Origin of the sequence: Streptomyces sp. NBC_01268 (genome assembly GCF_036240795.1) — a bacterium.
Classification (GTDB): domain Bacteria; phylum Actinomycetota; class Actinomycetes; order Streptomycetales; family Streptomycetaceae; genus Streptomyces.
Genome location: NZ_CP108454.1, coordinates 2425157 through 2449635, shown reverse-complemented (window position 1 = coordinate 2449635; position 24479 = coordinate 2425157). Strand labels below are relative to the sequence as shown.

The 24479-nt window shown below is 73.6% G+C and carries 19 protein-coding genes; 9 read left to right on the top strand and 10 right to left on the bottom strand.

All coding sequences use genetic code 11. From position 1 onward, the window contains the following. Positions 1-52 precede the first annotated feature (52 nt). The 4 genes from OG309_RS10700 (at position 53) to pulA (ending at position 9996) form a co-directional block, all read left to right on the top strand. Positions 53-1732, top strand: a complete 1680-nt coding sequence (locus OG309_RS10700) for a glycoside hydrolase family 13 protein (RefSeq protein ID WP_329420062.1) — start codon at positions 53-55, stop codon at positions 1730-1732. Beyond that, the gene (locus OG309_RS10695) at positions 1720-2787 is read left to right on the top strand and encodes a LacI family DNA-binding transcriptional regulator (RefSeq protein ID WP_329420060.1); all 1068 of its coding nucleotides are present in this window, start codon (positions 1720-1722) and stop codon (positions 2785-2787) included. The genes OG309_RS10700 and OG309_RS10695 overlap by 13 nt, the downstream gene beginning before the upstream one ends. Positions 2788-2936: 149 nt before the next feature. Further along, positions 2937-4625, top strand: coding sequence for a carbohydrate-binding module family 20 domain-containing protein (locus OG309_RS10690; RefSeq protein ID WP_329420058.1), 1689 nt, complete (start codon positions 2937-2939; stop codon positions 4623-4625). A gap of 70 nt (positions 4626-4695) precedes the next feature. After that, the gene (pulA, locus tag OG309_RS10685; RefSeq protein ID WP_329420057.1) at positions 4696-9996 is read left to right on the top strand and encodes a pullulanase-type alpha-1,6-glucosidase; all 5301 of its coding nucleotides are present in this window, start codon (positions 4696-4698) and stop codon (positions 9994-9996) included. Positions 9997-10041: 45 nt separating this feature from the next. On the opposite strand, the gene OG309_RS10680 is transcribed toward pulA, so the two are convergent. Next, positions 10042-10758 (bottom strand): TetR/AcrR family transcriptional regulator, encoded by a 717-nt coding sequence (locus OG309_RS10680; RefSeq protein WP_329420056.1) that lies wholly within the window; start codon positions 10756-10758, stop codon positions 10042-10044. 38 nt (positions 10759-10796) lie between these two features. On the opposite strand from OG309_RS10680, the gene OG309_RS10675 reads away from it, so the two are divergent. Further along, a complete protein-coding gene (locus OG309_RS10675) occupies positions 10797-11135 on the top strand; it encodes a hypothetical protein (protein WP_329420055.1) in 339 nt (112 codons plus the stop codon). A 64-nt stretch (positions 11136-11199) separates the two neighbouring features. Here the strand turns inward: OG309_RS10675 and OG309_RS10670 are convergent, their stop codons facing one another. From OG309_RS10670 to OG309_RS10655, 4 genes are all read right to left on the bottom strand, one after another. Further along, positions 11200-12261 carry a PDR/VanB family oxidoreductase gene (locus OG309_RS10670; RefSeq protein ID WP_329420053.1) on the bottom strand — a complete coding sequence of 354 codons (1062 nt, stop codon included), beginning with the start codon at positions 12259-12261 and terminating at the stop codon, positions 11200-11202. Further along, positions 12261-13148 (bottom strand): metal-dependent hydrolase, encoded by an 888-nt coding sequence (locus tag OG309_RS10665; RefSeq protein ID WP_329420052.1) that lies wholly within the window; start codon positions 13146-13148, stop codon positions 12261-12263. The genes OG309_RS10670 and OG309_RS10665 overlap by 1 nt, the downstream gene beginning before the upstream one ends. 75 nt (positions 13149-13223) lie before the next feature. Further along, entirely contained in the window at positions 13224-15152 is a 1929-nt protein-coding gene (locus OG309_RS10660; protein ID WP_329420051.1) for a hypothetical protein, read from the bottom strand. Between the two features lie 111 nt (positions 15153-15263). Then, on the bottom strand, positions 15264-16064 hold the full coding sequence (locus OG309_RS10655) for a tyrosine-protein phosphatase (protein ID WP_329420050.1): 801 nt from the start codon (positions 16062-16064) through the stop codon (positions 15264-15266). Positions 16065-16264: 200 nt separating this feature from the next. Between OG309_RS10655 and OG309_RS10650 the strand changes: the two genes are divergently transcribed. Together OG309_RS10650 and OG309_RS10645 are read left to right on the top strand one after the other, a co-directional pair. Continuing rightward, complete coding sequence (locus OG309_RS10650; protein WP_329420049.1) at positions 16265-16888, top strand: hypothetical protein; 624 nt, start codon at positions 16265-16267, stop codon at positions 16886-16888. Positions 16889-16970: 82 nt separating this feature from the next. Beyond that, complete coding sequence (locus OG309_RS10645; RefSeq protein WP_329420048.1) at positions 16971-18440, top strand: PepSY-associated TM helix domain-containing protein; 1470 nt, start codon at positions 16971-16973, stop codon at positions 18438-18440. Here OG309_RS10645 and OG309_RS10640 read toward each other — a convergent pair whose 3' ends face one another. Beyond that, positions 18441-18992 (bottom strand): winged helix-turn-helix domain-containing protein, encoded by a 552-nt coding sequence (locus OG309_RS10640; RefSeq protein ID WP_329420047.1) that lies wholly within the window; start codon positions 18990-18992, stop codon positions 18441-18443. A 365-nt stretch (positions 18993-19357) separates the two neighbouring features. Continuing rightward, the gene (gene glnII, locus OG309_RS10630; protein WP_329420045.1) at positions 19358-20389 is read right to left on the bottom strand and encodes a glutamine synthetase; all 1032 of its coding nucleotides are present in this window, start codon (positions 20387-20389) and stop codon (positions 19358-19360) included. A gap of 280 nt (positions 20390-20669) precedes the next feature. Between glnII and OG309_RS10625 the strand changes: the two genes are divergently transcribed. Then, positions 20670-21617, top strand: coding sequence for a Gfo/Idh/MocA family protein (locus tag OG309_RS10625; protein ID WP_329420044.1), 948 nt, complete (start codon positions 20670-20672; stop codon positions 21615-21617). Between the two features lie 17 nt (positions 21618-21634). Here the strand turns inward: OG309_RS10625 and OG309_RS10620 are convergent, their stop codons facing one another. Continuing rightward, a complete protein-coding gene (locus OG309_RS10620) occupies positions 21635-21994 on the bottom strand; it encodes an arsenate reductase family protein (RefSeq protein ID WP_329420042.1) in 360 nt (119 codons plus the stop codon). A gap of 148 nt (positions 21995-22142) precedes the next feature. On the opposite strand from OG309_RS10620, the gene OG309_RS10615 reads away from it, so the two are divergent. Continuing rightward, positions 22143-22418 (top strand): hypothetical protein, encoded by a 276-nt coding sequence (locus tag OG309_RS10615; RefSeq protein ID WP_329420040.1) that lies wholly within the window; start codon positions 22143-22145, stop codon positions 22416-22418. 64 nt (positions 22419-22482) lie between these two features. Here the strand turns inward: OG309_RS10615 and OG309_RS10610 are convergent, their stop codons facing one another. Beyond that, positions 22483-23670, bottom strand: a complete 1188-nt coding sequence (locus tag OG309_RS10610; RefSeq protein ID WP_329420038.1) for a cytochrome P450 — start codon at positions 23668-23670, stop codon at positions 22483-22485. After that, complete coding sequence (locus OG309_RS10605; protein ID WP_329420036.1) at positions 23667-24392, bottom strand: tRNA-dependent cyclodipeptide synthase; 726 nt, start codon at positions 24390-24392, stop codon at positions 23667-23669. The genes OG309_RS10610 and OG309_RS10605 overlap by 4 nt, the downstream gene beginning before the upstream one ends. Between the last annotated feature and the right edge of the window lie 87 nt (positions 24393-24479).

Here is a 24479-nt window from a genome sequence, read left to right as displayed (position 1 = left end):
CGCACCCGTGCCCGAACCCGTGTCCGTAATCTCCTTACGACTCAAGGAAGACATGACCCAGCACCTCGCCACTCCCGCCGCCGCCGCTCCGACCACCGGCACGCACTCGGGCTGGTGGAGAGACGCGGTGATCTACCAGGTCTATCCGCGCAGCTTCGCCGACGGCAACGGCGACGGCATGGGCGACCTGGAAGGCGTTCGCAGCCGGCTGCCGTACCTGAAGGAGCTCGGCGTCGACGCCGTCTGGCTCTCGCCCTTCTACGCCTCCCCGCAGGCCGACGCCGGGTACGACGTCGCCGACTACCGGGCCATCGACCCCATGTTCGGCACCCTCCTCGACGCCGACGCCCTCATCCGCGAGGCCCACGACCTGGGCCTGAGGATCATCGTCGACCTCGTCCCCAACCACTCCTCCGACCAGCACGAGTGGTTCCAGCGCGCCCTGCGCGAGGGCCCCGGCTCCCCGCTGCGCGAGCGCTACCACTTCCGCCCCGGCAAGGGCGAGAGCGGCGAACTCCCGCCCAACGACTGGGAGTCCATCTTCGGCGGCCCCGCCTGGACCCGCACGGAGAACCCCGACGGCACCCCCGGCGACTGGTACCTGCACCTCTTCGCGCCCGAGCAGCCCGACTTCGACTGGGACCACCCGGCCGTCCGCGACGAGTTCCGCTCGATCCTGCGCTTCTGGCTCGACATGGGCGTCGACGGCTTCCGCGTGGACGTCGCCCACGGCCTGGTCAAGGCCGCCGGCCTGCCCGACATCGGCAGCCACGACCAGCTGAAGCTGCTCGGCAACGACGTCATGCCCTTCTTCGACCAGGACGGCGTCCACGAGATCTACCGCTCCTGGCGCGCCGTGCTCTCCGAGTACGACGGCGAGCGCGTCCTCGTCGCCGAGGCCTGGACGCCGACCGTCGAGCGCACCGCGAACTACGTGCGCCCCGACGAGATGCACCAGGCCTTCAACTTCCAGTACCTGGGCACCTCCTGGGACGCGGCCGAGCTCCGCCAGGTCATCGACGCCTCGCTCTTCGCGATGGAGCCCGTCGGCGCCCCCACCACCTGGGTGCTGTCCAACCACGACGTCACCCGGCACGCCACGCGCTTCGCCAACCCGCCGGGCCTCGGCACCCAGCTGCGCACCCCCGGCGACCGTGCGCTCGGCCTGCGCCGGGCCCGCGCGGCGACGCTGCTGATGCTGGCGCTGCCCGGCTCCGCCTACGTCTACCAGGGCGAGGAGCTCGGCCTGCCGGACGTCACCGACCTGCCCGACGAGGTCCGCCAGGACCCGTCGTTCTTCCGGGCCACCGGCCAGGACGGCTTCCGCGACGGCTGCCGGGTGCCGATCCCGTGGACCGTCGAGGGCTCCTCGTACGGCTTCGGGGCCGGCGGCTCCTGGCTGCCGCAGCCCGCCACCTGGGGCGGGCTCAGCGTCCAGGCGCAGACCGGCGACCCCGCCTCCACCCTGGAGCTGTACCGCGAGGCGCTGGCCATGCGCCGCGCCCAGCCCGGACTCGGCGCGGGCGAACCCCACAACGGCATCGAGTGGCTGACGGCGCCCGAGGGCGTCCTGGCCTTCCGCCGCGACGGGTTCGTCTGCACCGCCAACACCACCGGCCGGGCCATCTCCGTCCCGCTGCCCGGCCGGTTCCTCCTCTCCAGCGCGCCCGTCTCGCACGGCGAGGGCACGGTGGAGCTGCCCGCCGACACCACCGTCTGGTGGGCGGTGTGACGATCCCCCTGCCGCGGGGCGCCGGTCACGGCGCCCCGCGGCTCTCGGACATCGCGGCCCAGTCCGGGGTGAGCGAGGCCACCGTCAGCCGGGTCCTCAACGGCAAGGCGGGGGTGGCCGGCGCGACCCGGCACAAGGTGCTGGCCGCGCTGGACGTGCTGGGCTACGAACGGCCCGTGCGGCTCAAACGGCGCAGCGCGGGCCTGATCGGCCTGGTCGTGCCCGAGCTGACCAACCCCATCTTCCCGGCCTTCGCGCAGGTCGTGGAGCAGGTCCTCGCCGGGCACGGATACACGCCGGTGCTCTGCACCCAGATGCCGGGCGGGGCCACCGAGGACGAGCTGGTCGAGCAGCTGGTGGAGCGCGGGGTGGCGGGCATCGTCTTCCTGTCCGGGCTGCACGCGGACGCCACCGCCGATCCGGCCCGCTACACGCGGCTGGCCGCCCGGGGCGTGCCCTTCGTCCTCATCAACGGCTTCAACGAGCACATCGACGCCAACTTCGTCTCCCCCGACGACCGGGCCGCGGCCAGGATGGCCGTACGGCACCTGGTCGAACTCGGCCACGAGCGGATCGGGCTCGCCATCGGGCCGACCCGCTACGTGCCCTCGCGGCGCAAGGCGGAGGGCTTCGCGGCCGAGCTGCGCGAGCAGCTGGGCATCGAGCGGGCCGAGGCCGAACGCTTCGTACGGCCCACGCTGTTCGGCGTGGAGGGCGGGCACGCCGCCGCCGACCTGCTGCTGGCCGAGGGGTGCACGGGCATCGTGTGCGGCTCGGACCTGATGGCCCTCGGGGTGGTCAGGGCGGCCCGTGCCCGGGGCCTCGACGTGCCCCGGGACGTGTCCGTGGTGGGCTTCGACGACTCCCCGCTGATCGCGTTCACCGACCCGCCGCTGACCACCGTGCGCCAGCCGGTGCAGGCGATGGCGACGGCGGCGGTCGGCGCGCTCCTGGAGGAGATCGAGGGAAACCCGGTCCAGCGCACGGAGTTCGTGTTCCAGCCCGAGCTGGTCGTGCGCGGCTCCACCGCGCAGTCGCCCCAGCCGGCCGTGTAACTCCTTGCGCAATCCCTTGCATTGCGGTGCCGGAAGGGTTGACCGCACGTCTGTACGCCCCTACGGTCGCGGCTGAAAACAGTTGCTGTCATTTTCGGCAACTTCTTGCGAACCCGCTCTTGCGACAGGGACGTCGTACAGGAGGAAACATGGCAAGAAAGACCGTGGCTGCCGCACTCGCCCTCGTGGCGGGAGCCGCTGTGGCCGTGACGGGAACCCCGGTGGCGCAGGCCGCGGCCCCCGGGACCAAGGACGTCACCGCGGTGATGTTCGAGTGGAACTTCGCCTCGGTGGCCAAGGCCTGCACCGACCAGCTGGGCCCCGCGGGCTACGGGTACGTGCAGGTCTCCCCGCCCCAGGAACGCATCCAGGGCTCCGCCTGGTGGACCGCCTACCAGCCGGTCAGCTACAAGATCGCCGGCCCGCTCGGCGACCGCGCCGCCTTCAAGAGCATGGTCGACACCTGCCACGCCGCCGGGGTGAAGGTCGTCGCCGACTCCGTCGTCAACCACATGGCGAACTCCTCCGGCACCGGGACCGGCGGCACGGCGTTCTCCAAGTACGACTACCCGGGCCTCTACTCCGGCGCCGACATGGACGACTGCCGCGCCACCATCTCGAACTACCAGGACCGCGCCAACGTCCAGAACTGCGAACTCGTCGGCCTGCCCGACCTGGACACCGGCGAGGACTGGGTCCGCGGCAAGATCGCCGGATACCTCAACGACCTGCTCTCGCTCGGCGTCGACGGCTTCCGCGTCGACGCCGCCAAGCACATGCCGGCCGCCGACCTCGCCAACATCAAGTCCCGGCTGACGAATCCTTCCGTCTACTGGAAGCAGGAGGCCATCTACGGCGCCGGCGAGGCCGTCTCGCCCAGCGAGTACCTCGGCAACGGCGACGTCCAGGAGTTCCGCTACGCCCGCGACCTCAAGCGGGTCCTCCAGGGCGAGAAGCTCTCCTACCTGAAGAACTTCGGCGAGGCCTGGGGCTACATGCCCTCCGGCCAGTCCGCCGTCTTCGTCGACAACCACGACACCGAGCGCGGCGGCGACACCCTCAACTACAAGAACGGCGCCGACTACACCCTCGCCTCCGTCTTCATGCTGGCCTGGCCCTACGGCTCCCCGGACGTCCACTCCGGCTACGAGTGGACCGACAAGGACGCCGGCGCCCCCAACGGGCACCAGGTCACCGCCTGTTACAGCAACGGCTGGAAGTGCCAGCACGCCTGGCGCGAGATAGCCTCCATGGTCGCCTTCCGCAACACCGCCCGCGGACAGGCCGTCACCGACTGGTGGGACAACGGCAACAACGCGATCGCGTTCGGCCGCGGCACCAAGGCCTACGTGGCGATCAACCACGAGAGCTCGGCCCTCACCCGCACCTTCCAGACCTCCCTGCCCGCCGGCTCCTACTGCGACGTGCAGTCGAACACGGCGGTGAGCGTCAACTCCTCCGGCCAGTTCACCGCCACCCTAGGCGCGAACACCGCACTCGCCCTCCACACCGGCGCCACCACCTGCGGAACGACGCAGCCCGCCACGGCCGGCGCGGCCTTCAACGTCAACGCCACCACCACCCTCGGCCAGGACATCTACGTCACCGGCAACCGCCCCGAGCTCGGCAACTGGGCCCCCGCCGCCGCCCTCAAGCTGGACCCGGCCGCGTACCCCGTCTGGAAGCTGGCCGTCACCCTGCCCGCGGGCACCGCCTTCGAGTACAAGTACGTCCGCAAGGACGCCGCCGGGAACGTCACCTGGGAGTCCGGCGCCAACCGCACCGCGACCGTCTCCGCCTCCGGCCAGACCGTCCTGAACGACACCTTCCGCAACTGACGCGTCTCCCGCGTCCCAGGGCCGCCCCGACCGGGGCGGCCCCGATTCCCGTACCCCTGGGAGCACCCTCGTGACACGCAAGAGAACGGCGGTCGTCCTGGCCGCCGCCCTGTGCGCGGCCCTCGTGCCCGTCCTGCCCGCGGCCGCCGCGCCGCGGCCGCCCGCCCCGCCCTCCGACCGGGCGCTGGCCGCCACCCCGGCCCGCCACGACCTGACCCGCGAGCAGTTCTACTTCGTGCTCCCGGACCGGTTCGCCGACGGCGATCCCTCCAACGACCGCGGCGGTCTCACCGGCAGCCGCGAGCGGACCGGCTTCGACCCCACCGACAAGGGCTTCTACCAGGGCGGCGACCTCAAGGGCCTCACCCAGCGGCTCGACTACATCAAGGGCCTGGGCACCACCGCCATCTGGATGGCGCCCATCTTCAAGAACCGGCCCGTGCAGGGCACCGGCAAGGACGCCAGCGCCGGCTACCACGGGTACTGGATCACCGACTTCACCCAGGTCGACCCGCACTTCGGCACCAACGAGGACCTGAAGCGGCTCATCGCCGCCGCCCACGCCAAGGGCATGAAGGTCTTCTTCGACGTCATCACCAACCACACCGCCGACACCGTCGACTACGCCGAGAAGAAGTACGGCTACCGCCCCAAGGGCGCCTACCCCTACCTCGACCGGGACGGGCGCCCCTTCGACGACCGCACCGCCGTGGGGAAGGCCGACGCGGACTCCTTCCCGTACACCCCGGTCGTGCCGGCCGCCGACCGGGCGGCCAAGGTCCCTGCCTGGCTCAACGACCCGGCGATGTACCACAACCGCGGCGACTCGACCTGGGCCGGCGAGTCCGCCGAGTACGGCGACTTCGTCGGCCTCGACGACCTGTGGACCGAACGCCCCGAGGTCGTCGAGGGCATGAAGAGGATCTACGAGACCTGGGTCCGCGACTTCGACATCGACGGCTTCCGCATCGACACCGTCAAGCACGTCGACCTCGACTTCTGGACCCAGTGGGCCACCGCCCTCGACGCCTACGCCAAGAAGCGCGGCCGCGAGGACTTCTTCATGTTCGGCGAGGTCTACTCCGCCGACACCGCCGTCACCGCGCCCTACGTCACCCGCGGCCGGCTCGACGCCACCCTCGACTTCCCCTTCCAGGACGCCGCCCGCGCCTACGCCTCCCAGGGCGCCGGCGCCGACCGGCTCGCCAAGGTCTACGCCGAGGACTACCGCTACACCACCGACAAGGCCAACGCCTACGAGCAGGTCACCTTCCTCGGCAACCACGACATGGGCCGCATCGGGACCTTCCTCAAGCAGGACCACCCCGACGCCTCCGACGCCGAACTCCTCCAGCGCGCCCGCCTCGCCAACGAGCTGATGTTCCTCGGCCGCGGCAACCCGGTGATCTACTACGGCGACGAGCAGGGCTTCACCGGAGCCGGCGGCGACAAGGACGCCCGCCAGACCCTCTTCGCCTCGAAGACCGCCGACTACCTCGACGACGACCAGCTCGGCACCGACCGCACCCACGCCTCCGACGCGTACGACACCGGGCACCCGCTCTACCGGTCCATCGCCGCGCTCTCGCGCCTCACCAGGACGCACCCCGCCCTGCGCGACGGCGTCCAGCAGGAGCGGTACGCCGAGGGCTCCGTCTACGCCTTCTCCCGCACCGACCCGAAGGCGCGGACCGAGTACCTCGTCGCCACCAACAGCGCCACCACGGCCAGCACCGTGACCGTGCCCGCCGGCTCCACGGCCTTCCACCTCCTGTACGGGGGCCAGGGCGCCGTCACCGCGAAGGACGGCAAGGTCACCGTCACCGTCCCCGCCCTGTCCTCCCTCGTCCTGAAGGCGGACCGGCCGCTGCCCGCCCCCGCCACCGCCCCGGCCGTCACGCTCAAGGCCCCCGCCACCGGCGCCACCGGCACCGTCGAGCTCACCGCCGACGTCACCGGCGGCGGCCTCGACCGGGTCGTCTTCGCCGCCCAGGTCGGCGACGGGCGCTGGCAGACCCTCGGCACCGCCGACCACGCCCCCTACAAGGTCACCCAGCACGTGACCGCCCCCGCCGGCACCGCCCTCCGCTACAAGGCCGTCGTCGTCGACTCCGCGGGCCGCACCGCGAGCGCCCTCGCCGCCTCCACGGCCGGGCAGGCCCCGGCACCCGAGAAGCCCGTCGCCGTCGAGCGCACCTGGGCCGTCGTGCACTACCAGCGCCCGGACGGCGCCTACGACGGCTGGACGCTGAAGGCCGCGGGCCAGGAGGCCGCCTTCACCGGCCGCGACGCCCACGGCGCCTTCGCCTGGGTCCGCGTCCCCGAGGGCGCCGCCACCCTCCCGTACACCGTCGAGAAGGCCGGTACGGCCGACGGGCCGCAGCGTGCCATCAGCCTCGCCCGCACCGGCGAGGTCTGGATCACGCAGGGCTCCGACACCCAGTCCGACACCGCCCCCGCCACCCCGCCCCAGGACAGGACCAAGGCCGTCCTCCACTACCAGCGCGCCGACGGCGCCTACGACGGCTGGGGCCTGCACACCTGGACCGGAGCCGCCCAGCCCACCGACTGGTCCAAGCCGCTGATGCCGGCGCGCTTCGACGCGTACGGCGCGGTCTACGAGGTCCCGCTCACCGCGGGCGCGGGCTCCCTCTCGTACATCCTCCACAAGGGCGACCAGAAGGACCTGCCCACCGACCAGTCCCTCGACCTCGCCACCCGCGGCAACGAGGTCTGGCTGCTCGCCGGACAGCCCACGTACCTCCTGCCGCAGACCGGCGGAACCCCCGAGCTGGACCTCGCTAAGGCCGAGGCCCAGTGGATCGACCGCACCACCGTCGTCTGGAAGGTCAAGGCGACCGACGCCACCAGCCAGCAGCTCGTGTACGCGCCCGAAGGCGGCATCACCGTCACCGACGGCGCCCTCAGCTCCGAGGGCCGGTGGCTCCGGCTGAACCCGGCCGCGCTCACCGACGCCCAGAAGGCCCGCTTCCCGCACCTGAAGGACCACCCGGCCTTCACCGTCGACCCGCGCGACGCCGACCGCGTCCGCGCCTCCCTGCGCGGCCAGCTCATCGCCACCCAGCGCGCCGCCAACGGCGCCCTGCTCGCCGCCACCGGCGTCCAGACCGCCGGCGTCCTCGACGACCTGTACGCGCCGGCCGCCACCCGGGCCGCCCTCGGACCGGTCTTCCGGTCCGGCCGCCCCACCCTGTCCGTGTGGGCCCCCACCGCCCAGTCCGTCGCCCTCGAACTCGACGGGAAGAGCGTCCCCATGCGCCGCGACGCGGCGAGCGGCGTCTGGTCCGTCACCGGCCCCACGTCCTGGACCGGCAAGCCCTACCGGTACGCCGTGAAGGTCTGGGCCCCCAGCGTCCAGCGGCTCGTCGTCAACCGGGTCACCGACCCCTACTCGACGGCCCTCACCACCGACTCCGCCCGCAGCCTCGTCGTCGACCTCACCGCCCCGGCCCTCGCCCCCCAGGGCTGGCGGACACTGCGGAAGCCGGCCGCCGTGCCGCTGCGCGACGCCCGCATCCAGGAACTCCACATCCGCGACTACTCCGTCGCCGACACCACCGTCCCCGCCGCGCACCGCGGCACCTACCTCGCCTTCGGTGACACCGGCAGCAAGGGCGCCCGGCACCTCAAGGACCTCGCCGCCGCCGGCACCAACTACGTCCACCTCCTCCCGGCCTTCGACATCGGCACCATCCCCGAGGAGAAGTCCGGACAGACCGCGCCCGCCTGCGACCTGAAGGTCTACGCCCCCGACTCCGAGGAGCAGCAGGCCTGCGTCGCCGCCACCGCGGCCAAGGACGCCTACAACTGGGGCTACGACCCGCTGCACTACACCGTGCCGGAAGGCTCGTACGCCACCGACCCCGAGGGCACCCGGCGCACCGTCGAGTTCCGGCGGATGGTCCAGGCGCTCAACGGCGAGGGCCTGCGCACCGTCATGGACGTCGTCTACAACCACACCGTCGCCGCCGGGCAGTCCGACAAGTCCGTCCTCGACCGGATCGTGCCCGGCTACTACCAGCGCCTCCAGGCCGACGGCAGCGTCGCCACCTCCACCTGCTGCGCCAACACCGCGCCCGAGAACGCGATGATGGGCAAGCTGGTCGTCGACTCCGTCGTCACCTGGGCCAAGGACTACAAGGTCGACGGCTTCCGCTTCGACCTCATGGGCCACCACCCCAAGGCCAACATCCTCGCCGTCCGCAAGGCCCTGGACGCGCTGACCGTCGCCGAGGACGGCGTGGACGGCAAGGCGATCGTCCTCTACGGCGAGGGCTGGAACTTCGGCGAGATCGCCGACGACGCGCGCTTCGTCCAGGCCACCCAGAAGAACATGGCCGGCACCGGCGTCGCGACCTTCTCCGACCGGGCCCGCGACGCCGTCCGCGGCGGCGGCCCCTTCGACGAGGACCCGGGCGTCCAGGGCTTCGCCAGCGGCCTCTACACGGACCCCAACACGTCCCCCGCCAACGGCACCCCGTCCGAGCAGAAGGCCCGCCTCCTCCACTACCAGGACCTGATCAAGGTGGGCCTGACCGGCAACCTGGCCGGCTACTCCTTCACCGACACCGCCGGGCGTACGGTCAAGGGCTCCGAGGTCGACTACAACGGCGCCCCGGCCGGTTACGCCGCCGTCCCCGGCGACGCCCTCGCCTACGCCGACGCCCACGACAACGAGAGCCTGTACGACGCCCTCGCCTTCAAGCTGCCGGCCGGCACCTCCGCGGCCGACCGGGCCCGCATGCAGGTCCTCGCCATGGCGACGACCGCGCTCTCCCAGGGCCCGTCGCTCTCCCAGGCGGGCAGCGACCTGCTGCGCTCCAAGTCCCTCGACCGCAACTCCTTCGACAGCGGCGACTGGTTCAACGCGATCCACTGGGACTGCCGCGACGGCAACGGCTTCGGCCGGGGCCTCCCGCCGGCCGCCGACAACACGTCCAAGTGGGCGTACGGGAAGCCGCTGCTGACCCGGGCGACCCTGACCCCCGGCTGCGCCGAGATCACCGGAGCCTCCGCCGCCTACCGCGACCTGCTCCGCATCCGCACCACCGAGCCCGCCTTCTCCCTCGACTCGGCCGCGCGCGTCCAGGACACCCTGTCCTTCCCGCTCTCGGGCCGCGACGAGACCCCGGGCGTGATCACGATGCGCCTGGGCGACCTGGTCGTCGTCTTCAACGCGACCCCGCAGGGGCAGCGGCAGACCGTCGGCGACCTGGCCGGGCGGGGCTACCGCCTGCACCCGGTCCAGGCGGACGGGGCCGACGCGGGGGTGAAGGCCGCGACGTACGAGCGGGACTCGGGCACCTTCACCGTCCCGGCCCGCACGGTGGCCGTCTTCACCACCGGCTGACCGCGCGGAGGCCCACCGTCACGGCGACGGTGGGCCTCCCGCCCGCTACGAGGAGCGCTGCTCCGGCTCCCGCGGCGGCGCCAGGGCGATCAGGCGCCCCACCAGTTCACCGAACGGCCCGTCCGCCGGCTCGTCGGCGAGGATCCGGACCAGGATCTCCGCCATCCCCTCGTCGTACACGGCGCTCACCGCCGCCAGCGCCGCGAAGTCGTGCACGAGCTGGCGCTCCAGCTCCGCGCGCGGCACCCGGCGCCCGTCCAGCCACAGCAGCGCCGTCGACTCGGCGAGCGACACCCAGGAGCGGACGACCAGTTCGAGCCGGGCGGAGGGGCCGGTCACCTCCAGATGGGCCAGGATCTGCTCGTACGCGGCCTGCCGCACCTCGTCGATCATCGCGTGGGCGGTCGAGGAACCGACCGCGGGACCGCCCCGCATGAGCGCGGCGAAACCGGGGCCGTGGTCGTCGACGAAGTCGAAGAAGCGCCCCATCACCCGCAGCAGCCGCGCGCCCAGCGGACCCCGGGACGGTTCCACGAACCGCCCGGCCAGGTCGTCGGCGGCCCGCCGCAGCGCGGCCTCGTACAGCGACTGCTTGCCGGGGAAGTAGTGGTAGACCAGCGGCCGCGAGATGCCCGCGGCCGCGGCGATCTCGTCGATCGAGACGTCGTCGGGGGAGCGGTGGCTGAACAGCTCGAGGGCCACCCCGATCAGTTGCTGCTTGCGCTCCTCGACGCCCATCCTGCGGCGTACCCCGGTCGTCATGCGAACAGCCTAACGGGAGTCCGTTACGCTCCCGGCACATGAGCGCTTCTGAGCAGGACACCCCGGACACCGTGGCGGAGCTTGACGAGCCCGGGGAGCCCGCCGACCCGGACGAGGCCGCGGGCCTCACCCCGAAGCAGGCGCGCCTGTTGCGGGTCGTCGCCGGTTCGGTCCTGCTCGTCGTGACGGCCGCGGTGCTGGCGGTCCGCCTGGCGAACCACACGTCCGTCCTCGTCGTCGGCGTGTACGGGCTCGCCATGATCCTGTGCGGAGTCGTCATCGAGCTCTCCCGCAACGGGCGCACGCGGCTCGCCACTTGGCTGCTGACCGGCGGCCTGCTGACCGCGTTCGCCCTGGACTGGCTGGTCCTTCCCTGACCGGCTGACCGGCAGGCATGCGGCCCGGGCGGCGGCCGGCCGGCGGACCCGCCGAGCTGACGGACTACAGGTCCAGGACCAGCCGTTCGCCCGCGCACCGCGACACGCAGATCAGCATCGAGTCGGCCCGCTCCGCGTCGGTGAGCAGCTCGTCCCGGTGGTCGACCTCGCCCTCCAGGACACCCTGCCGGCAGGTCCCGCAGAAGCCCTGCCGACAGGAGTACAGGACCCCCGGCACGGCCTCGCGGACCGCGGACAGCACCGACTGGTCGGCCGCCACCGTCAACGTACGCCCGGAGCGCCGCAGTTCGACCTCGAAGGGCGCGCCGCCCTCGGTCCGCGCGGCGGAGAAGCGTTCCAGGGTGGGGACCCGGCCGTCCGGCAGCGCCGCGCCCACCGCGTCCATGAGCCCCTCGGGCCCGCAGCAGTAGACGGCGGTCTCGGCGGGCAGCCCGCCGAGGAAGGACAGGTCGGGGAGCCCGCTCTCGTGCTCGGTGACCACCGTCGTCCGGCCGCGCCCCAGCTTCTCCGCCTCGTGCACGTACGGCATGGTGGCGCGGTGGCGCCCGCAGTACAGCAGCCGCCAGTCCGCCCCGGCCGCCTCGGCGGCCCGCACCATGGGCAGGATCGGAGTGATCCCGATGCCGCCGGCGACGAAGACGTAGGCGGGGGCGGGGGCCAGCGGGAAGCGGTTGCGCGGCCCGCGGATCTCGATCTCGGTGCCGACGTGCAGCTGTTCGTGCACCTCGCGGGAGCCGCCCCGGCCGCCCTGCTCGGCCTCGATCAGCCGGGTGGCGATCGTGTAGACGTCCCGCTCGGCCGGGTCGCCGCAGAGCGAGTACTGGCGCACGGCGCCGGAGGGCAGCACGAGGTCGATGTGCGCGCCGGGCTGCCAGGCGGGCAGCGCGCTGCCCTCCAGGCGCAGTTGGACGACGCCGGCGGCGGGCTCGCGGCGCTCGGCGACCAGGACGCGCAGGGTGACGGTGGAGCCGCGCCCGCGGCCCGAGACCGGCTCGTCGAGCGCGGGCATGGGCCAGAGCGGCGAGGCGTCGATCCGGCGCCGCAGGGCCCGCTTGGCGAGCAGCGCGGCCCCGGCGAGCAGGACGACGGTACGCAGTCGGGGCATCAGGGACGGCCTCCGTTGGCGCCGGGGGAGCTCGCCAGGTAGGCGGCGGCCTGTGCGGTGCAGCCCTCCTGGGTGGGGTGGTAACTGCGGCTCAGGTAGCGGGGGATGGAGCGCAGCATGTCGGGCGTGGAGGGCAGCACGCCCTCGCGGCCCTTGCGGACGAACTGGCCCACGCTCGGCTTGGCGTCGAGCACGCCGGGGTCGTTCTCCATGAAGAAGCGCACCCCGCGCTGCCAGAGGAACGCGAGCGCGGAGAACGCCGCCGCCCAGGTGCGGACGCGCCGCCGGTAGCCGCCGTCCAGGTGCAGGAAGAGCTCGAAGGCGACCGAGCGGTGCTCGACCTCCTCGGCGCCGTGCCAGCGCAGCAGGTCCAGCATGACGGGGTCGGCGCCGACCCGGTCGAGCTCCTCGGCGTTGAGCACCCAGTTGCCGAGGAAGGCGGTGTAGTGCTCGATCGCGGCGATCAGCGCGACCCGCTCCATCAGCCACCAGCGGCGCGGCCGGCCCGGCGGCAGCGTCCGGTCGCCGAGCAGCTTCTCGAAGAACCAGTCGACCTGCGCGGTGTACGGGGTGGGGTCGAGCCCGAGCCGCTTGAGGTGCGGCAGCACGTCGTCGTGGGCCTGGGAGTGGACGGCCTCCTGCCCGATGAAGCCGATGACGTCCGCACGCAGCCGGTCGTCGGTGATGTACGGGAGGACCTGCTTGTAGACGTGCACGAACCAGCGCTCACCGGCCGGGAGCAGCAGGTGCAGCACGTTGATGGTGTGGGTGGTGAACGGGTCGCCGGGAACCCAGTGCAGCGGGGTCTCCTCCCAGTCGAAGGAGACCTTGCGGGCCTTGAGCTCGATGTGTTCCGACGCCACCGGTGCAGGCTGCGTATTAGACATGGCGTCAATGTACTGAGGGGTAGGCACGAGGGCCAGGGGTCGCGCACGCCCATTTCCCCGGCCCCGGGCGGCCCGTCACCTCAGGGCGCTCACCCGGGTCCCGTCCGCCAGCGTCCCCGTCAGGTCCGCCCGGCTGCCCGGCGCCGCCTTCACCGCGAGCAGATGCCCCTGGACCCGCCCCTTCACGCCGCCCGACAGGCTCAGCGAGGCGAAGTCCCCCGTGCCCGCCGCCACCACGTACCACTGCCCGCTCCGGGCCTGCCAGACCACGCCCGCCAGCACCCGGGGATCCCGCACCCCGCAGGCCGGGGTGGACTCGGAGCGGGCCGCCAGGGCCGCCGTGCCGGTCGCGCCCGGCGCGCGGAACAGGGCCAGGGCGCGGCTGCCCGTCCCCCGCCAGGTCTCCGCGCGGGCGCACAGCCACTCGGCCTGCCCGCCGGACTCCGGCAGCGCCTGCCCGGCGAACGCCCAGGAGTTCACCGCCCGCACCCCGTGCGAGCGCACCGCCGAGAGCTGGCAGGCCGTCCGGGCCCACGCCTCCCGTGCCGCCGGGCCCGTCGCGTCCACGGGCGCGGACGGCGGGCCGGAGGTCAGCCGGGCCGGGGCCAGTTCGCCGAGATCGCCCAGGAGCCGGACGCCCGTCCCGTCGCGCACCTGGAGGGCGTTCCAGCTCGCGCAGGTCCGGGCCGTCGCCGGACTCGGCAGCGGCTCGGTCACCCCGGCCGCGTCCCGGGGCAGCGGCCACGCCGCCTTCGCGGGCGCCAGGAGGTCGACGACCGACGTCTCCCTCACCCAAGGCGCCGTCAGATAGCGCACGTTGCCCGCGGCCCGCGACACCACGAGCGCCGCCGAGCCGACCGCGTCCGCCCCGTCCGTCCGTGCGAAGTCCAGCGCCGCCCCGCTCGCGTCCCCGACCGGCTCCGCGTACCGCACCACCCGCAGGCCGTCGTGGAACAGCACCACGCGCACCGCGTCCACCTGCCCCGCGTACAGCAGCTGCGGCGATCCCATCGGCGGCCCCGACGGCGTCCCGGGCGTCGCCGAAGCGTGCACGGACGGGCCGGGCCGCGCCCACACCGCGAGCGCCCGCCGCAGCAGCGCCGTGTCGCCGGTGAGCCCGCCCCGCGCCGGCCACACCGAGAAGTCCGTCCGGGTGGACGCCCGCCACGCCGCCGCCTCGACCCGCTTCACCCCGCCCGGGTCGAGCGCCGCCTCCGCCGCCGGATTGCGGGCGTACGAGGGGGCCGCCGCGCCGTTCCTGCCCCAGCCGTCGCCCGGCAGCCCGAGCAGCGTCCCGCACACCACCACCGCCGCGGCCGCCGCGAGCGCCGCCCGGCCGTGCTGCCGGCGCCGCATGAGGTCCGGCGGGCGGGCCTGGAGCGAGCAGGGGTCGAACTCGGGCGACTCCAGGAGCGCGCTCTGCGCCTCGACCCCGTCCGCCTCCGCGAGCGCCGCCTCGGGCTCCTCGGCCCCGGCCGCGGCCAGGACCCGCAGCACCTCCGGGTCGCCCTGCCGCTCCAGGCCGCGCAGCACGTACGCCGCGCGCCCCGGCCCGGAGAGCGCCGAGAGGCGCTGGTCCAGGGCCAGTTCGTCGGCGCCGCCCGCCCGCGGGAACAGTCGCAGCCCCCACACCTGCGGCAGCAGCGGCGGGAACTGGGCCCGCCGCGGCAGCGCGCGCCGCCGCAGCGGCAGCCCGGCCACCAGCGCCTGCCGCAGCACCTCGCCCCGCACGTACGCGTACCCCGGGTCGACGGCGTCCTCCGCCCGCCGGGCTCCCGGCACGACCCCGCCCGAGGTGCGGCGGCGCGGCAGCGAGCGCTGCACGAGCGCGTGCGCGGTCAGCACCCGGCGGTTGCGGCCCAGCGAGGGCGGCAGGACGAGGTACGCGATGCGGACGAGCCGCGGGTAGTGCTCGACGAGCGCGGCCTCGGCCTGCTCCACGTCGACGGGGCCGGGGGAGTCGGGGGAGGGGCCTGAGGAGGGGGCGAGTTCCTGGGTGCTCACGTTCAGCAGAACGAGCGAATCGTGCGATGGTCACCCCGGAGGGGTCCCCCGAACGGGCGCGGCCGGTCCCCGGAGCGGGCCGGTCCGGGCCCCCGCGCGCGCGGTGCCGGCTCAGGCCGCGTACACCGTGAGCCGCTCCCGGATCAGCGCGGTCACCTCGTCGGGGACGCCGAGCCCGTCCCGTACGTACTTGTCCATCGACCCGTACCGCACCGTGACCTCGTCGAGCGCCGCCTCCAGGTATTCCGGCACGACCCCGATCAGCGCGAGCGCCAGGTCCGGGTCGCCGCCCTGGGCCGTGAAGCCCTCGATGAGCGGGGCGAAGGCCTGCCGGACCGCCGGGTTGACCGCCAGGAACTCCGCCATGACCGTCTCCTCGTCCGCGCCGAGCAGCGAGAGCACGACCGCCGCGGCCCAGCCCGTGCGGTCCTTGCCGGCCGTGCAGTGGAAGAGCAGCGGACCGGCGTACGGGTCGCCCAGCTCGGTGAGGAAGGCCCCGTACGAGGCGCGCGCCGACTCGGTGTTCACGAAGGCCCGGTAGGTCCGCCGGAACGCCGCCTGCGCCCGGCCGCCGCCCAGGTGCTCCTCGGCGAGCGCCGGGTCGGAGAGCAGGGTCTTCAGCCGGGCGGCGGGCGGCAGTCCACTGGTCGCCAGGAAGTCCGCGAGCACGTCCGCGACGAGCAGCCGCCCGCCCGCCGGCACGTGGTCGGGCCGCTCGGCCCGTTCGGCGGCGGTGCGGAAGTCGACGACGGTACGGATGCCGAGCGCGGCCACCACCGGATCGGCCGGATCCAGCCGGTCGAGCTGCCCGGAGCGGAAGACCAGGCCCTCGCGGACGCTGCGGCCCTCGCCGAGCGGGAGGGTGCCGAGGCCGCGGAGGTTGGCGACGGTGGCGGCGGGGATGGCGGGCATGCGTCGACTCCTCCGAAACCGGTACAAAAGCAGTTTCCCGCTCACCGTAGCCGATGCGTGCCGGGGGCGGTCTCCCGGGCCGGGCGCGCGGATGACAGCATGGGCGCACCATGACGCACCCCAGGTCGCCGCTGCGCGCCCTCCGTGCCGCACTGTTCGCGGCGGTGTGCGTCACTTTGGCAGCCGTGGGGCATTCGTCCATGTCTGCCCATGCGATCCCGGAGCGCTCGCTCCTCCTGGCCTTCGCCGTGACGGCCGCCCTCGCCTGGGCCGCCGCCGGCCGCCGCCGCGGCTCCCTCGCCATCGCGATCGGCCTCACCGCCGTACAGGGGGCGCTGCACCTCCTCTTCGGGGCGGGTGAACACGGGTCGATGACCGAGGCCATGGGCTCGATGGGCGAGATGGACTCGATGAGCGCCATGGAGCACATGAGCGCCATGGAGCACATGGGCTCCATGGCCCACACCATGACCATGGCCGGATCCGGTGCCTCCGGCCACGGATCCGGCTCCGGATCCGGCTCCGACGTCGGCATGCTCGCCGCGCACCTGTTCGCCGCCCTGGCCTGCGGACTCTGGCTCGCCCACGGCGAGGCCGCGCTGTTCGCCCTGGCCCGCGCCGTCGCCGCGACCGCGTTCACGCCGCTGCGCCTCGCGCTCGCCGTCGTACGCGCCCTCGCCCCCGTGCCGCCGGCCCTCCGGCCGGTACGCACCACTCCGTCCACCCGCCGGCCGCGCGGTGCCGTCCTCGCGCGGTCGGTCTCCCGGCGCGGCCCGCCCCGCCGTGCCGTACCCCGCGCCACGGCCCTCGGAGCACGCGTCTGACGTGATCGGCCCGGGGGCCGCTTCCCCCTGCCGACACGCGCATGCCGACACGGGCATGCCGACGCACCCTCCTAGGACCGTCATGACCATCGACGACCTCGCGCGCCCGGAGACACCGGACACACCGGAAACCCCCGAGGCACGCGCCACCGACTCCCCGGCCCGGCCGCGCGGCTGGGCGGCCCTGCGGCCGCTCGTCCTGCGCCTGCACTTCTACGCGGGCGTCCTCGTCGCCCCGTTCCTCCTCGTCGCCGCCGTCAGCGGCCTGCTCTACGCCCTGTCCGTACCGGCCGAGAAGCTGGTCTACGCGCACGAGCTCGAAGTCCCGGTGCCCGCCGACGCCACGGCCCTGCCGCTCTCCCGCCAGGTCGAGCTGGCCCGCGCGGCCAACCCCGACGGCACCGTCACCGCCGTGTGGCCCGGCGCCGAACCCGGCGCCACCACCCGGGTCCTGATGGACGACCCGGAGGCCCCCGAGGGCACCTCCATGGGCGTGTTCGTCGACCCGTACACCGGCGACATACGCGGACAGCTGCCCAGCTACGGCAGCTCGGGCGCGCTCCCGCTGCGCACCTGGATCTCCGGGCTCCACGTCGACCTGCACCTCGGCGAGCTCGGCCGCAACTACAGCGAGCTGGCCGCCAGCTGGCTGTGGGTGGTCGCGCTCGGCGGCCTGCTGCTGTGGATCGGGCGCCGCCGCAAGAACCGGCGCGCGCTGTTCCTGCCCGAAGGCGGCCCGAAGTCCCGCCGCCGCACGCTCTCCTGGCACGGCACGGTCGGCCTGTGGACGGTGGCCGGTCTCGTGGCGCTCTCCGCCACCGGTCTGACCTGGTCGCGGTATGCGGGCGAGAACATCGGCTCCGTCCAGGACCGGCTCGGCGGCGCGACCCCGGCGCTCTCCGCGGAGATCACGGCCGGCGGCCCGGCCGGGGCCGGGGCCGGCGAGCACGCGGGACACGGCGCCGGCCACCAGTCGGCACCGGCCGCGCCCAAGGGTGCGGACATCGGCCTCGACAAGGCGGTCGACGCGGCCCGTGCGGCCGGCATCGACAGCCCCTCGATCACCGTCGTGCTGCCGGCTCAGGGCGCCGGCTACGTGGTGAAGGAGACCGACAAGCAGTTCCCCGTCGAGCTGGACTCGGTGGCCGTGAACCCGGCCGACGGCACCGTCCTCGACGAGCTGCGCTTCGCCGACTACCCGCTGCTCGCGCAGCTCACCCGGGTCGGCATCGACGCCCACATGGGCGTCTTCCTCGGCCTGTTCAACCAGCTGGCGCTCGCGGCCCTCGGGCTCGCGCTCGTCCTGCTCGTCCTGTGGGGCTACCGCATGTGGTGGCTGCGCCGGCCGGGCCGCCCGGTCGCCCGGGGTGCCTGGCGCAGGGTCCCGCCGACGCTGCTGCTGCCGCTGCTCGCCGGGACGGCCCTGGTGGCCTGGTTCGTCCCGCTGCTCGGCCTCAGCCTGCTGCTGTTCGTGGCCGTGGACGTGACGACCGGGGTCGTGGCGAAGGTCCGGGCCGGGCGCGGTGGCCCGGACCCCGCCGGAACCGCCTGATCAGGGGGTGTACTTGTAGCCGACCCGCCGCACGGTCTGGATCGTGTGGCGGTGCTCGGCGCCCAGCTTGCGGCGCAGCCGCGCCACGTGGACGTCGACGGTCCGGCCGTCACCGACGTGCCCGTACCCCCACACCGTCGTGACCAACTGGTCGCGGGTGTGCACCCGGTGCGGGTGGGCCACCAGATGGGCGAGCAGTTCGAACTCCAGATACGTCAGGTCCAGCGGCCGCCCGTCCACGACGGCGACCCGCTGGACCCCGTCGATGGCCACCGGGCCCTGCTCGCCGGCCGGCTCCGCCGCCACCGGGGCGGGCTGCTGCTGGTCGGCGGGGAGCAGCACCAGATAGCCGACCATCGGCGGCCGGCCGGGCAGCGCCGGCAGGGTGTGCTGGGGCGCGGGCAGCAGCGTGGCGCCCGGCGGAAGGAAGTCGGCGACCCGCGCGAGACCGGCGGCCTCGTCGGGGTCGACGGCGCGCAGCCGGTGCCGGTCGGCGCGCTCGACGCGGGGGCGGAGGGCGGTGAGGGTGGCGGCAGCCTGGGTATGGGCCATGAAAGCTCAACTCTTTCGCGCGAGTTACGGACGGACAGGCGTCGTACGTCATGCGCGTCGGCCGAAGGCCGGAGGACCGGACCTACCGGTCGGGGGCTTTAGAGGGCCGACGCGTTCCTCACGCGTCGACAGCACCGGTCGAAGTCATGGTGCTGACGGGAAGGCCAGAACGGCTCGAGGTCGTGGCGACCCTTCGCGGTGTCGTTCTCGATGCTGGCCATATCCCTATTAAACCAGGAGGGAAGTGCGGTGGGCAGCCCTCGGTCGGCCAAAAGCCCTGTCGTTGCGCCCTCATGTGTTTCCCACATGCCGGAAGGGGCGCCCACCGTGGGGAACGGTGGACGCCCCTTCCGGGTGCGTGCGGATCAGACCTGGCCGGCCCGCTCGAGGGCCTCGCAGCAGGTGTCCACCAGGAGGCGGGTCACCACGTACGGGTCCACGTTGGCGTTCGGACGGCGGTCCTCGATGTAGCCCTTGCCGTCCTGCTCGACCTGCCACGGGATGCGGACCGAGGCACCGCGGTCGGAGACGCCGTAGTGGTACTTGTCCCACGGGGCGGTCTCGTGCAGACCGGTCAGCCGGTCGTCGATGCCCGCGCCGTAGTTCTTCACGTGGTCGAGCGGCTTCGAGCCCTCGCCCAGCGACTCGCACGCGGTGATGATCGCGTCGTAGCCCTCGCGCATCGCCTTCGTGGAGAAGTTGGTGTGCGCGCCGGCGCCGTTCCAGTCGCCCTTCACCGGCTTCGGGTCCAGCGTCGCGGTGACCTTGAAGTCCTCGGCGGTGCGGTAGAGCAGCCAGCGGGCCACCCACAGCTGGTCGGCGACCTCGAGCGGCGCCAGCGGGCCGACCTGGAACTCCCACTGGCCGGGCATGACCTCGGCGTTGATGCCGGAGATGCCGAGACCCGCGGTCAGGCAGTTCTCCAGGTGCGCCTCGACGACGTCACGGCCGAAGATCTCGTCCGCGCCGACACCGCAGTAGTAGCCGCCCTGCGGGGCCGGGAAGCCGCCGACCGGGAAGCCGAGCGGACGCTCGCCGTCGAAGAAGGTGTACTCCTGCTCGATGCCGAAGATCGGCTCCTGGGAGGCGTACTGCGCGTACACCTCGGCCAGCGCGGCACGCGTGTTGGACTCGTGCGGCGTCATGTCCGTGTTCAGGACCTCGCACAGCACCAGCACGTCGTCGCCGCCGCGGATCGGGTCCGGGCAGGAGAAGACCGGCTTGAGGACGCGGTCCGAGGCGTGCCCCTTGGCCTGGTTGGTGCTGGAACCGTCGAAGCCCCAGATCGGCAGCTCCTCCAGGGCGACCCCCGTGCCGGGCATGATCTTCGTCTTCGAACGGAGCTTGGCGGTCGGCTCGGTTCCGTCGATCCAGATGTACTCAGCCTTGAAGGTCACGGGGCCTCATCCTTTGGCGTGCGCTGCGGGTGCTCGGTGCACCGCGCCTCGCTACGCTCGCGACGCTGCGAGAGCTGCGGTGGCGGTGTCTGCGCGCAGCATCGCAATATCGGATTTCCCGATGGTTGCCCGATTGTGAACCCCGTGTTACTCAGCTTCCCTCCTTATCCGGGGTCCGGGTCGTATACGGGCCGGGTTTCCGGGGCGGTTCCCCGGCTCCCCGGAGAGGATCCGCGGCCCCCCGGGGCCGGATGTCCGCGCCGGGCGGCAGACTGGGGGCATGGCGAAGATCCCCGGCGTGAAGCCCCGTATCGGACTGCTCGGCACCGGCCCCTGGGCCGAGCGCACCCACGCGCCCGCGCTGGCGGCGCACACGGGCGTGGAGTTCAGCGGGGTGTGGGGCAGACGGCCCGAGGCCGCGGCGGCGCTGGCCGCCGGGTTCGGGACGCGGGCGTACGAGGACGTCGACGCCCTGTTCGAGGCGAGCGACGCCGTCGCCCTCGCGCTGCCGCCGGACGTCCAGGCCCCGCTCGCGGCCCGGGCGGCGGCCGCCGGCTGCCACGTGATCCTCGACAAGCCGGTGGCGACCTCGGCCGGGACGGCCCGCGACCTGGCGGCGGCCGTCACGGCGGCGGGCGTCGCCTCCGTGGTCTTCTGCACCCTGCGGTTCGCGGAGCCCACCGCCCGCTGGATCGACGAACAGGCCGCGGCGGGCGGCTGGTTCCTGGGCGAGGCGCACTGGCTGGGCTCCCTCTTCGCACCCGGCTCCCGGAGCGCGTACGCGGCCTCGCCGTGGCGGCGCGAGAAGGGCGGCCTGTGGGACGTCGGTCCCCACGTCCTCTCCGTCTACCTGCCGGTCCTCGGCGACGTCACCTCCGTGACGTGCGTCCCCGGCCCCGAGGACACCCGCCACCTGGTCCTGCGCCACACCTCGGGCGCCAGCAGCACCGCCACCCTCACCCTCGGCGCCCCGCCCGAGGCCGCCGAGGCCGCGCTCTCGCTGTACGGAAAGCGGGGGCGGGTGACCATGCCGGGCTGGGACGGCGCCCTGGGCGCCTTCGGGGGAGCGGTGGACGCCCTCCTGGAAGCCGTCCGCAGCGGTGAGCCGCACGCCTGCGACGTGCGCTTCGGAGCACGGCTCACCGAGATCCTGGCGGAGGCGGAGGCGGAGGCGGAGGCGGAGGCGGAGGCGGAGGCGGAGGCGGAGGCGGAGGCGGCGTCCGCCTGAGCCGGGACGGCGGACGGTCAGCGGGACAGCGCGTCCCGCACGGCCTCCTCGGTGCGGGCGACGACGGCCGAGCCGTCCTCCGCGGTGATGATGGGCCGCTGGATCAGCTTCGGATGCGCGGCCAGCGCCTCCACCCAGCGGTCCCGGCCCGCCGCGTCCCGCGGCCAGTCCTTGAGCCCGAGCTCCTTCGCGTCCGCCTCCTGCGTCCGCGTGATGTCCCACGGCTCCAGGCCGAGCCGGTCGAGCACGGCCCGGATCTCGTCCGGGGTCGGAACGTCCTCCAGGTAGCGCCGCACGGTGTAGTCGGCGCCCTCGGCGTCCAGCAGGGTCAGCGCGCTGCGGCACTTCGAACAGGCGGGATTGATCCAGATCTCCATGCCCCCAACGTACCGCCCGAAGGGCCGCCCAACGAGCCACTAAAGCCGGTCTGGCCAGGGGCGATTGTCAGTGGTCGCGACTAAAATCGGGGGTGAAGGTGAGGGTCCCGGGGAGGGCTCTCGCCCACCGTTCGCCAGGAGGTCGCGCATGGCTCTCGCCGTGATCCGGACACCGTCCCTCGAACCCTGGAAGCCGCTCCAGAAGCAGCCGCTCCCCGCGGGCCGCCCCCGCGAGTGGTACGTCACCCACAACCGCCGACTGAAGGCCATGCGCCTCGCGATAGCCCTGCTCGACGCCGGGGTCTACATCCCGTCGCGGGCCACCAACGCGAAGATCCGCACGACCGCCGTCCAGCTCGGCATCCACCCGCCCTCCGACACCACCTGCCACATGGTCCGGGCCCTGATCCGCTACGGCCGCTGATCCGGAAAGGGCGCCGCCCGGCCACGCGTGCCGGGCGGCGCTCTCCGTACACCTGGGTCGCGCCCTACCAGGCCACGGGCAGCCGCTCGGGCAGCCGCTTCATGAAGTTGGTGCGCCACACCAGCTGCTCGACCGGCACCGCGAGCCGCAGCCCGGGCAGCCGTTCCAGCACCGTCTCCAGGGCGATCTCCGCGTGCCGCTTGCCGAGCGCGGTGGCCGGGCAGTAGTGCCGGCCGCCGCCGAAGGAGAGGTGGTCGGCCGCGTTCTCCCGGCCCGGCCGGAAGGCCAGCGGCTCGGCGAAGTGCTCCGGGTCGTGGTTGGCCGCCTCGACGAGCACCAGCACCAGCTCACCGGCCCGCACGAGCACGTCACCCAGCCACACGTCCTCCAGCGCGATCCGCGGCAGCCCGTCGCCGATCGACAGGTTCACCCGCAGCAGCTCGTCCATCGCCCCGGCGACCCCGCCCCCGGCCAGCGCCTCCCGCACGTCCGGCCGGGTCAGCACCGACACCAGCGCCATCGTCAGGAACCCGGCGGTGGAGATCACCCCGGCCCCGAACAGCGTCACGCCGACCGTCGCCAGCATCTCGTCCGTCAGATGCGCGTACTCGGGGTCGTCCCGCAGCGCCGCCAGCTCTGCCATCAGCCCGCCGGTCGCCGGATCGTCGAGCCGCTCCACCATGTACGCGAGGTCGCGGTCCCAGTGGAGCCGCGCCGCCTCGATCTCGCGCGGCGCGTTCATGAACGCCACGTCCAGGCTGCGCAGCAGCCTCGGCCCGTCCTCCTCGGGGATGCCGAGCAGACGGCAGTGCAGCCCCGCCGAGTACGGATCGGCGAACCCGCCCCGCAGCTCCCCGGGCGCCCCCTCGCCGACCAGCGCGTCCACCAGCGAACCGGCCCGCGCCCGCAGCCACTCCTCCAGACCGGGCGCCTTCGGATTGAGCGCCTTCATCACCGCCTTGCGCAGCCCCGCGCCGGTGATGTTGCCCATGTTGTTCACCACGTGCGGCGGGATCGTCAGCGCGTACTGCCGCGGCGCGCCCGGGGCGGAGGTGTCCTTCAGGCTGAACCGCGGGTCCTCCAGGACCTGCCGGCACAGCCCGTACGAGGAGACCAGCCAGGCCTCCGCCCCCGCGATGGTCCGCACCTTCCGCACGGGCTCCGCGCGCAGCCGCTCGACCTCCGCGGGCAGCCGGGTGCCGTCCCAGTCGAACGGGAAGGCGGGCAGGGTCTCGACGGTGCTCGCCGTCATCGGGGGTCTCCTTCGGTACGGGGGCCGGCGGGCGTGAGGATGCCGTGCCCCTGGTTGCGCGAGGCCCGCAGTCCGGACCCCCGGGCGTACAACAGGTCCGCGAGCGGCAGGGCCTGGTGGTAGACGTTCAGCGAGGACGGCACCCCGAGGATCGCGGGCGTGTCCAGGAACAGCGGCACCTCGGCGCAGATGTACTCCCGGCACACCTCCCGCTGCCGCTCGGTGATCTCCTGCCCCGGCGCCAGCTTCCCGGCCAGGAAGATCCCGGCCAGCGCGTCGCACGTCCGCCCCACCGCCGGGTCCCCGGTCACGGCCGCCACGGTCTCCACGTGCAGCGCCCGGTACGCCGGCACCCCCGTGAACTCCGACATCCCCCGGGCCCGGAGCCGCAGCCCCGACGGATCCTCCTCGGCCACGGCGGCGTGCACCTTCGCGCGCACCCCCCGCAGGTTCTTCACGGCCTTCCGCCGCGCCTCCTCGGCCCCGTACCCGAGGGCCTCGTACATGTCGGCGACATGCAGGTCGGTGTAGACGAAGTCGACCGTCTCGAAGTGTGCGAGCCCCCAGCGCGCCAGATCGCGCAGCCGCTGGGCCGTGAAGTAGCTGTTCCCCGGGGAGACGCCGATGACCACGTGTGCGCCCTCGTCTGCGATGACGCGGCAATGGGCGGTGTACGGCTGGAGTTGGAGCGTCTCCACAGGGGCGAAAGCCGCCTGAGTCACGTTCAGAGTCCTCATCGCGCCAACTAGTCCCAGCGGAGCCCAGTGCTCCGGGTGTGGCGGTCGCGACGACGACACGCTATCGATCAG

What these genes read in the sequence shown, in the direction of transcription:
- OG309_RS10615 (WP_329420040.1), top strand. Translation starts at nt 22,143, where the DNA reads ATGGCTCTCGCCGTGATCCGGACACCGTCCCTCGAACCCTGGAAGCCG.
- OG309_RS10640 (WP_329420047.1), bottom strand. Translation starts at nt 18,992, where the DNA reads ATGGCCCATACCCAGGCTGCCGCCACCCTCACCGCCCTCCGCCCCCGC.
- OG309_RS10675 (WP_329420055.1), top strand. Translation starts at nt 10,797, where the DNA reads ATGAGCGCTTCTGAGCAGGACACCCCGGACACCGTGGCGGAGCTTGAC.
- OG309_RS10690 (WP_329420058.1), top strand. Translation starts at nt 2,937, where the DNA reads ATGGCAAGAAAGACCGTGGCTGCCGCACTCGCCCTCGTGGCGGGAGCC.
- OG309_RS10645 (WP_329420048.1), top strand. Translation starts at nt 16,971, where the DNA reads ATGACCATCGACGACCTCGCGCGCCCGGAGACACCGGACACACCGGAA.
- OG309_RS10625 (WP_329420044.1), top strand. Translation starts at nt 20,670, where the DNA reads ATGGCGAAGATCCCCGGCGTGAAGCCCCGTATCGGACTGCTCGGCACC.
- OG309_RS10620 (WP_329420042.1), bottom strand. Translation starts at nt 21,994, where the DNA reads ATGGAGATCTGGATCAATCCCGCCTGTTCGAAGTGCCGCAGCGCGCTG.
- OG309_RS10610 (WP_329420038.1), bottom strand. Translation starts at nt 23,670, where the DNA reads ATGACGGCGAGCACCGTCGAGACCCTGCCCGCCTTCCCGTTCGACTGG.
- OG309_RS10655 (WP_329420050.1), bottom strand. Translation starts at nt 16,064, where the DNA reads ATGCCCGCCATCCCCGCCGCCACCGTCGCCAACCTCCGCGGCCTCGGC.
- OG309_RS10700 (WP_329420062.1), top strand. Translation starts at nt 53, where the DNA reads ATGACCCAGCACCTCGCCACTCCCGCCGCCGCCGCTCCGACCACCGGC.
- OG309_RS10650 (WP_329420049.1), top strand. Translation starts at nt 16,265, where the DNA reads ATGTCTGCCCATGCGATCCCGGAGCGCTCGCTCCTCCTGGCCTTCGCC.
- OG309_RS10680 (WP_329420056.1), bottom strand. Translation starts at nt 10,758, where the DNA reads ATGACGACCGGGGTACGCCGCAGGATGGGCGTCGAGGAGCGCAAGCAG.
- OG309_RS10670 (WP_329420053.1), bottom strand. Translation starts at nt 12,261, where the DNA reads ATGCCCCGACTGCGTACCGTCGTCCTGCTCGCCGGGGCCGCGCTGCTC.
- OG309_RS10665 (WP_329420052.1), bottom strand. Translation starts at nt 13,148, where the DNA reads ATGTCTAATACGCAGCCTGCACCGGTGGCGTCGGAACACATCGAGCTC.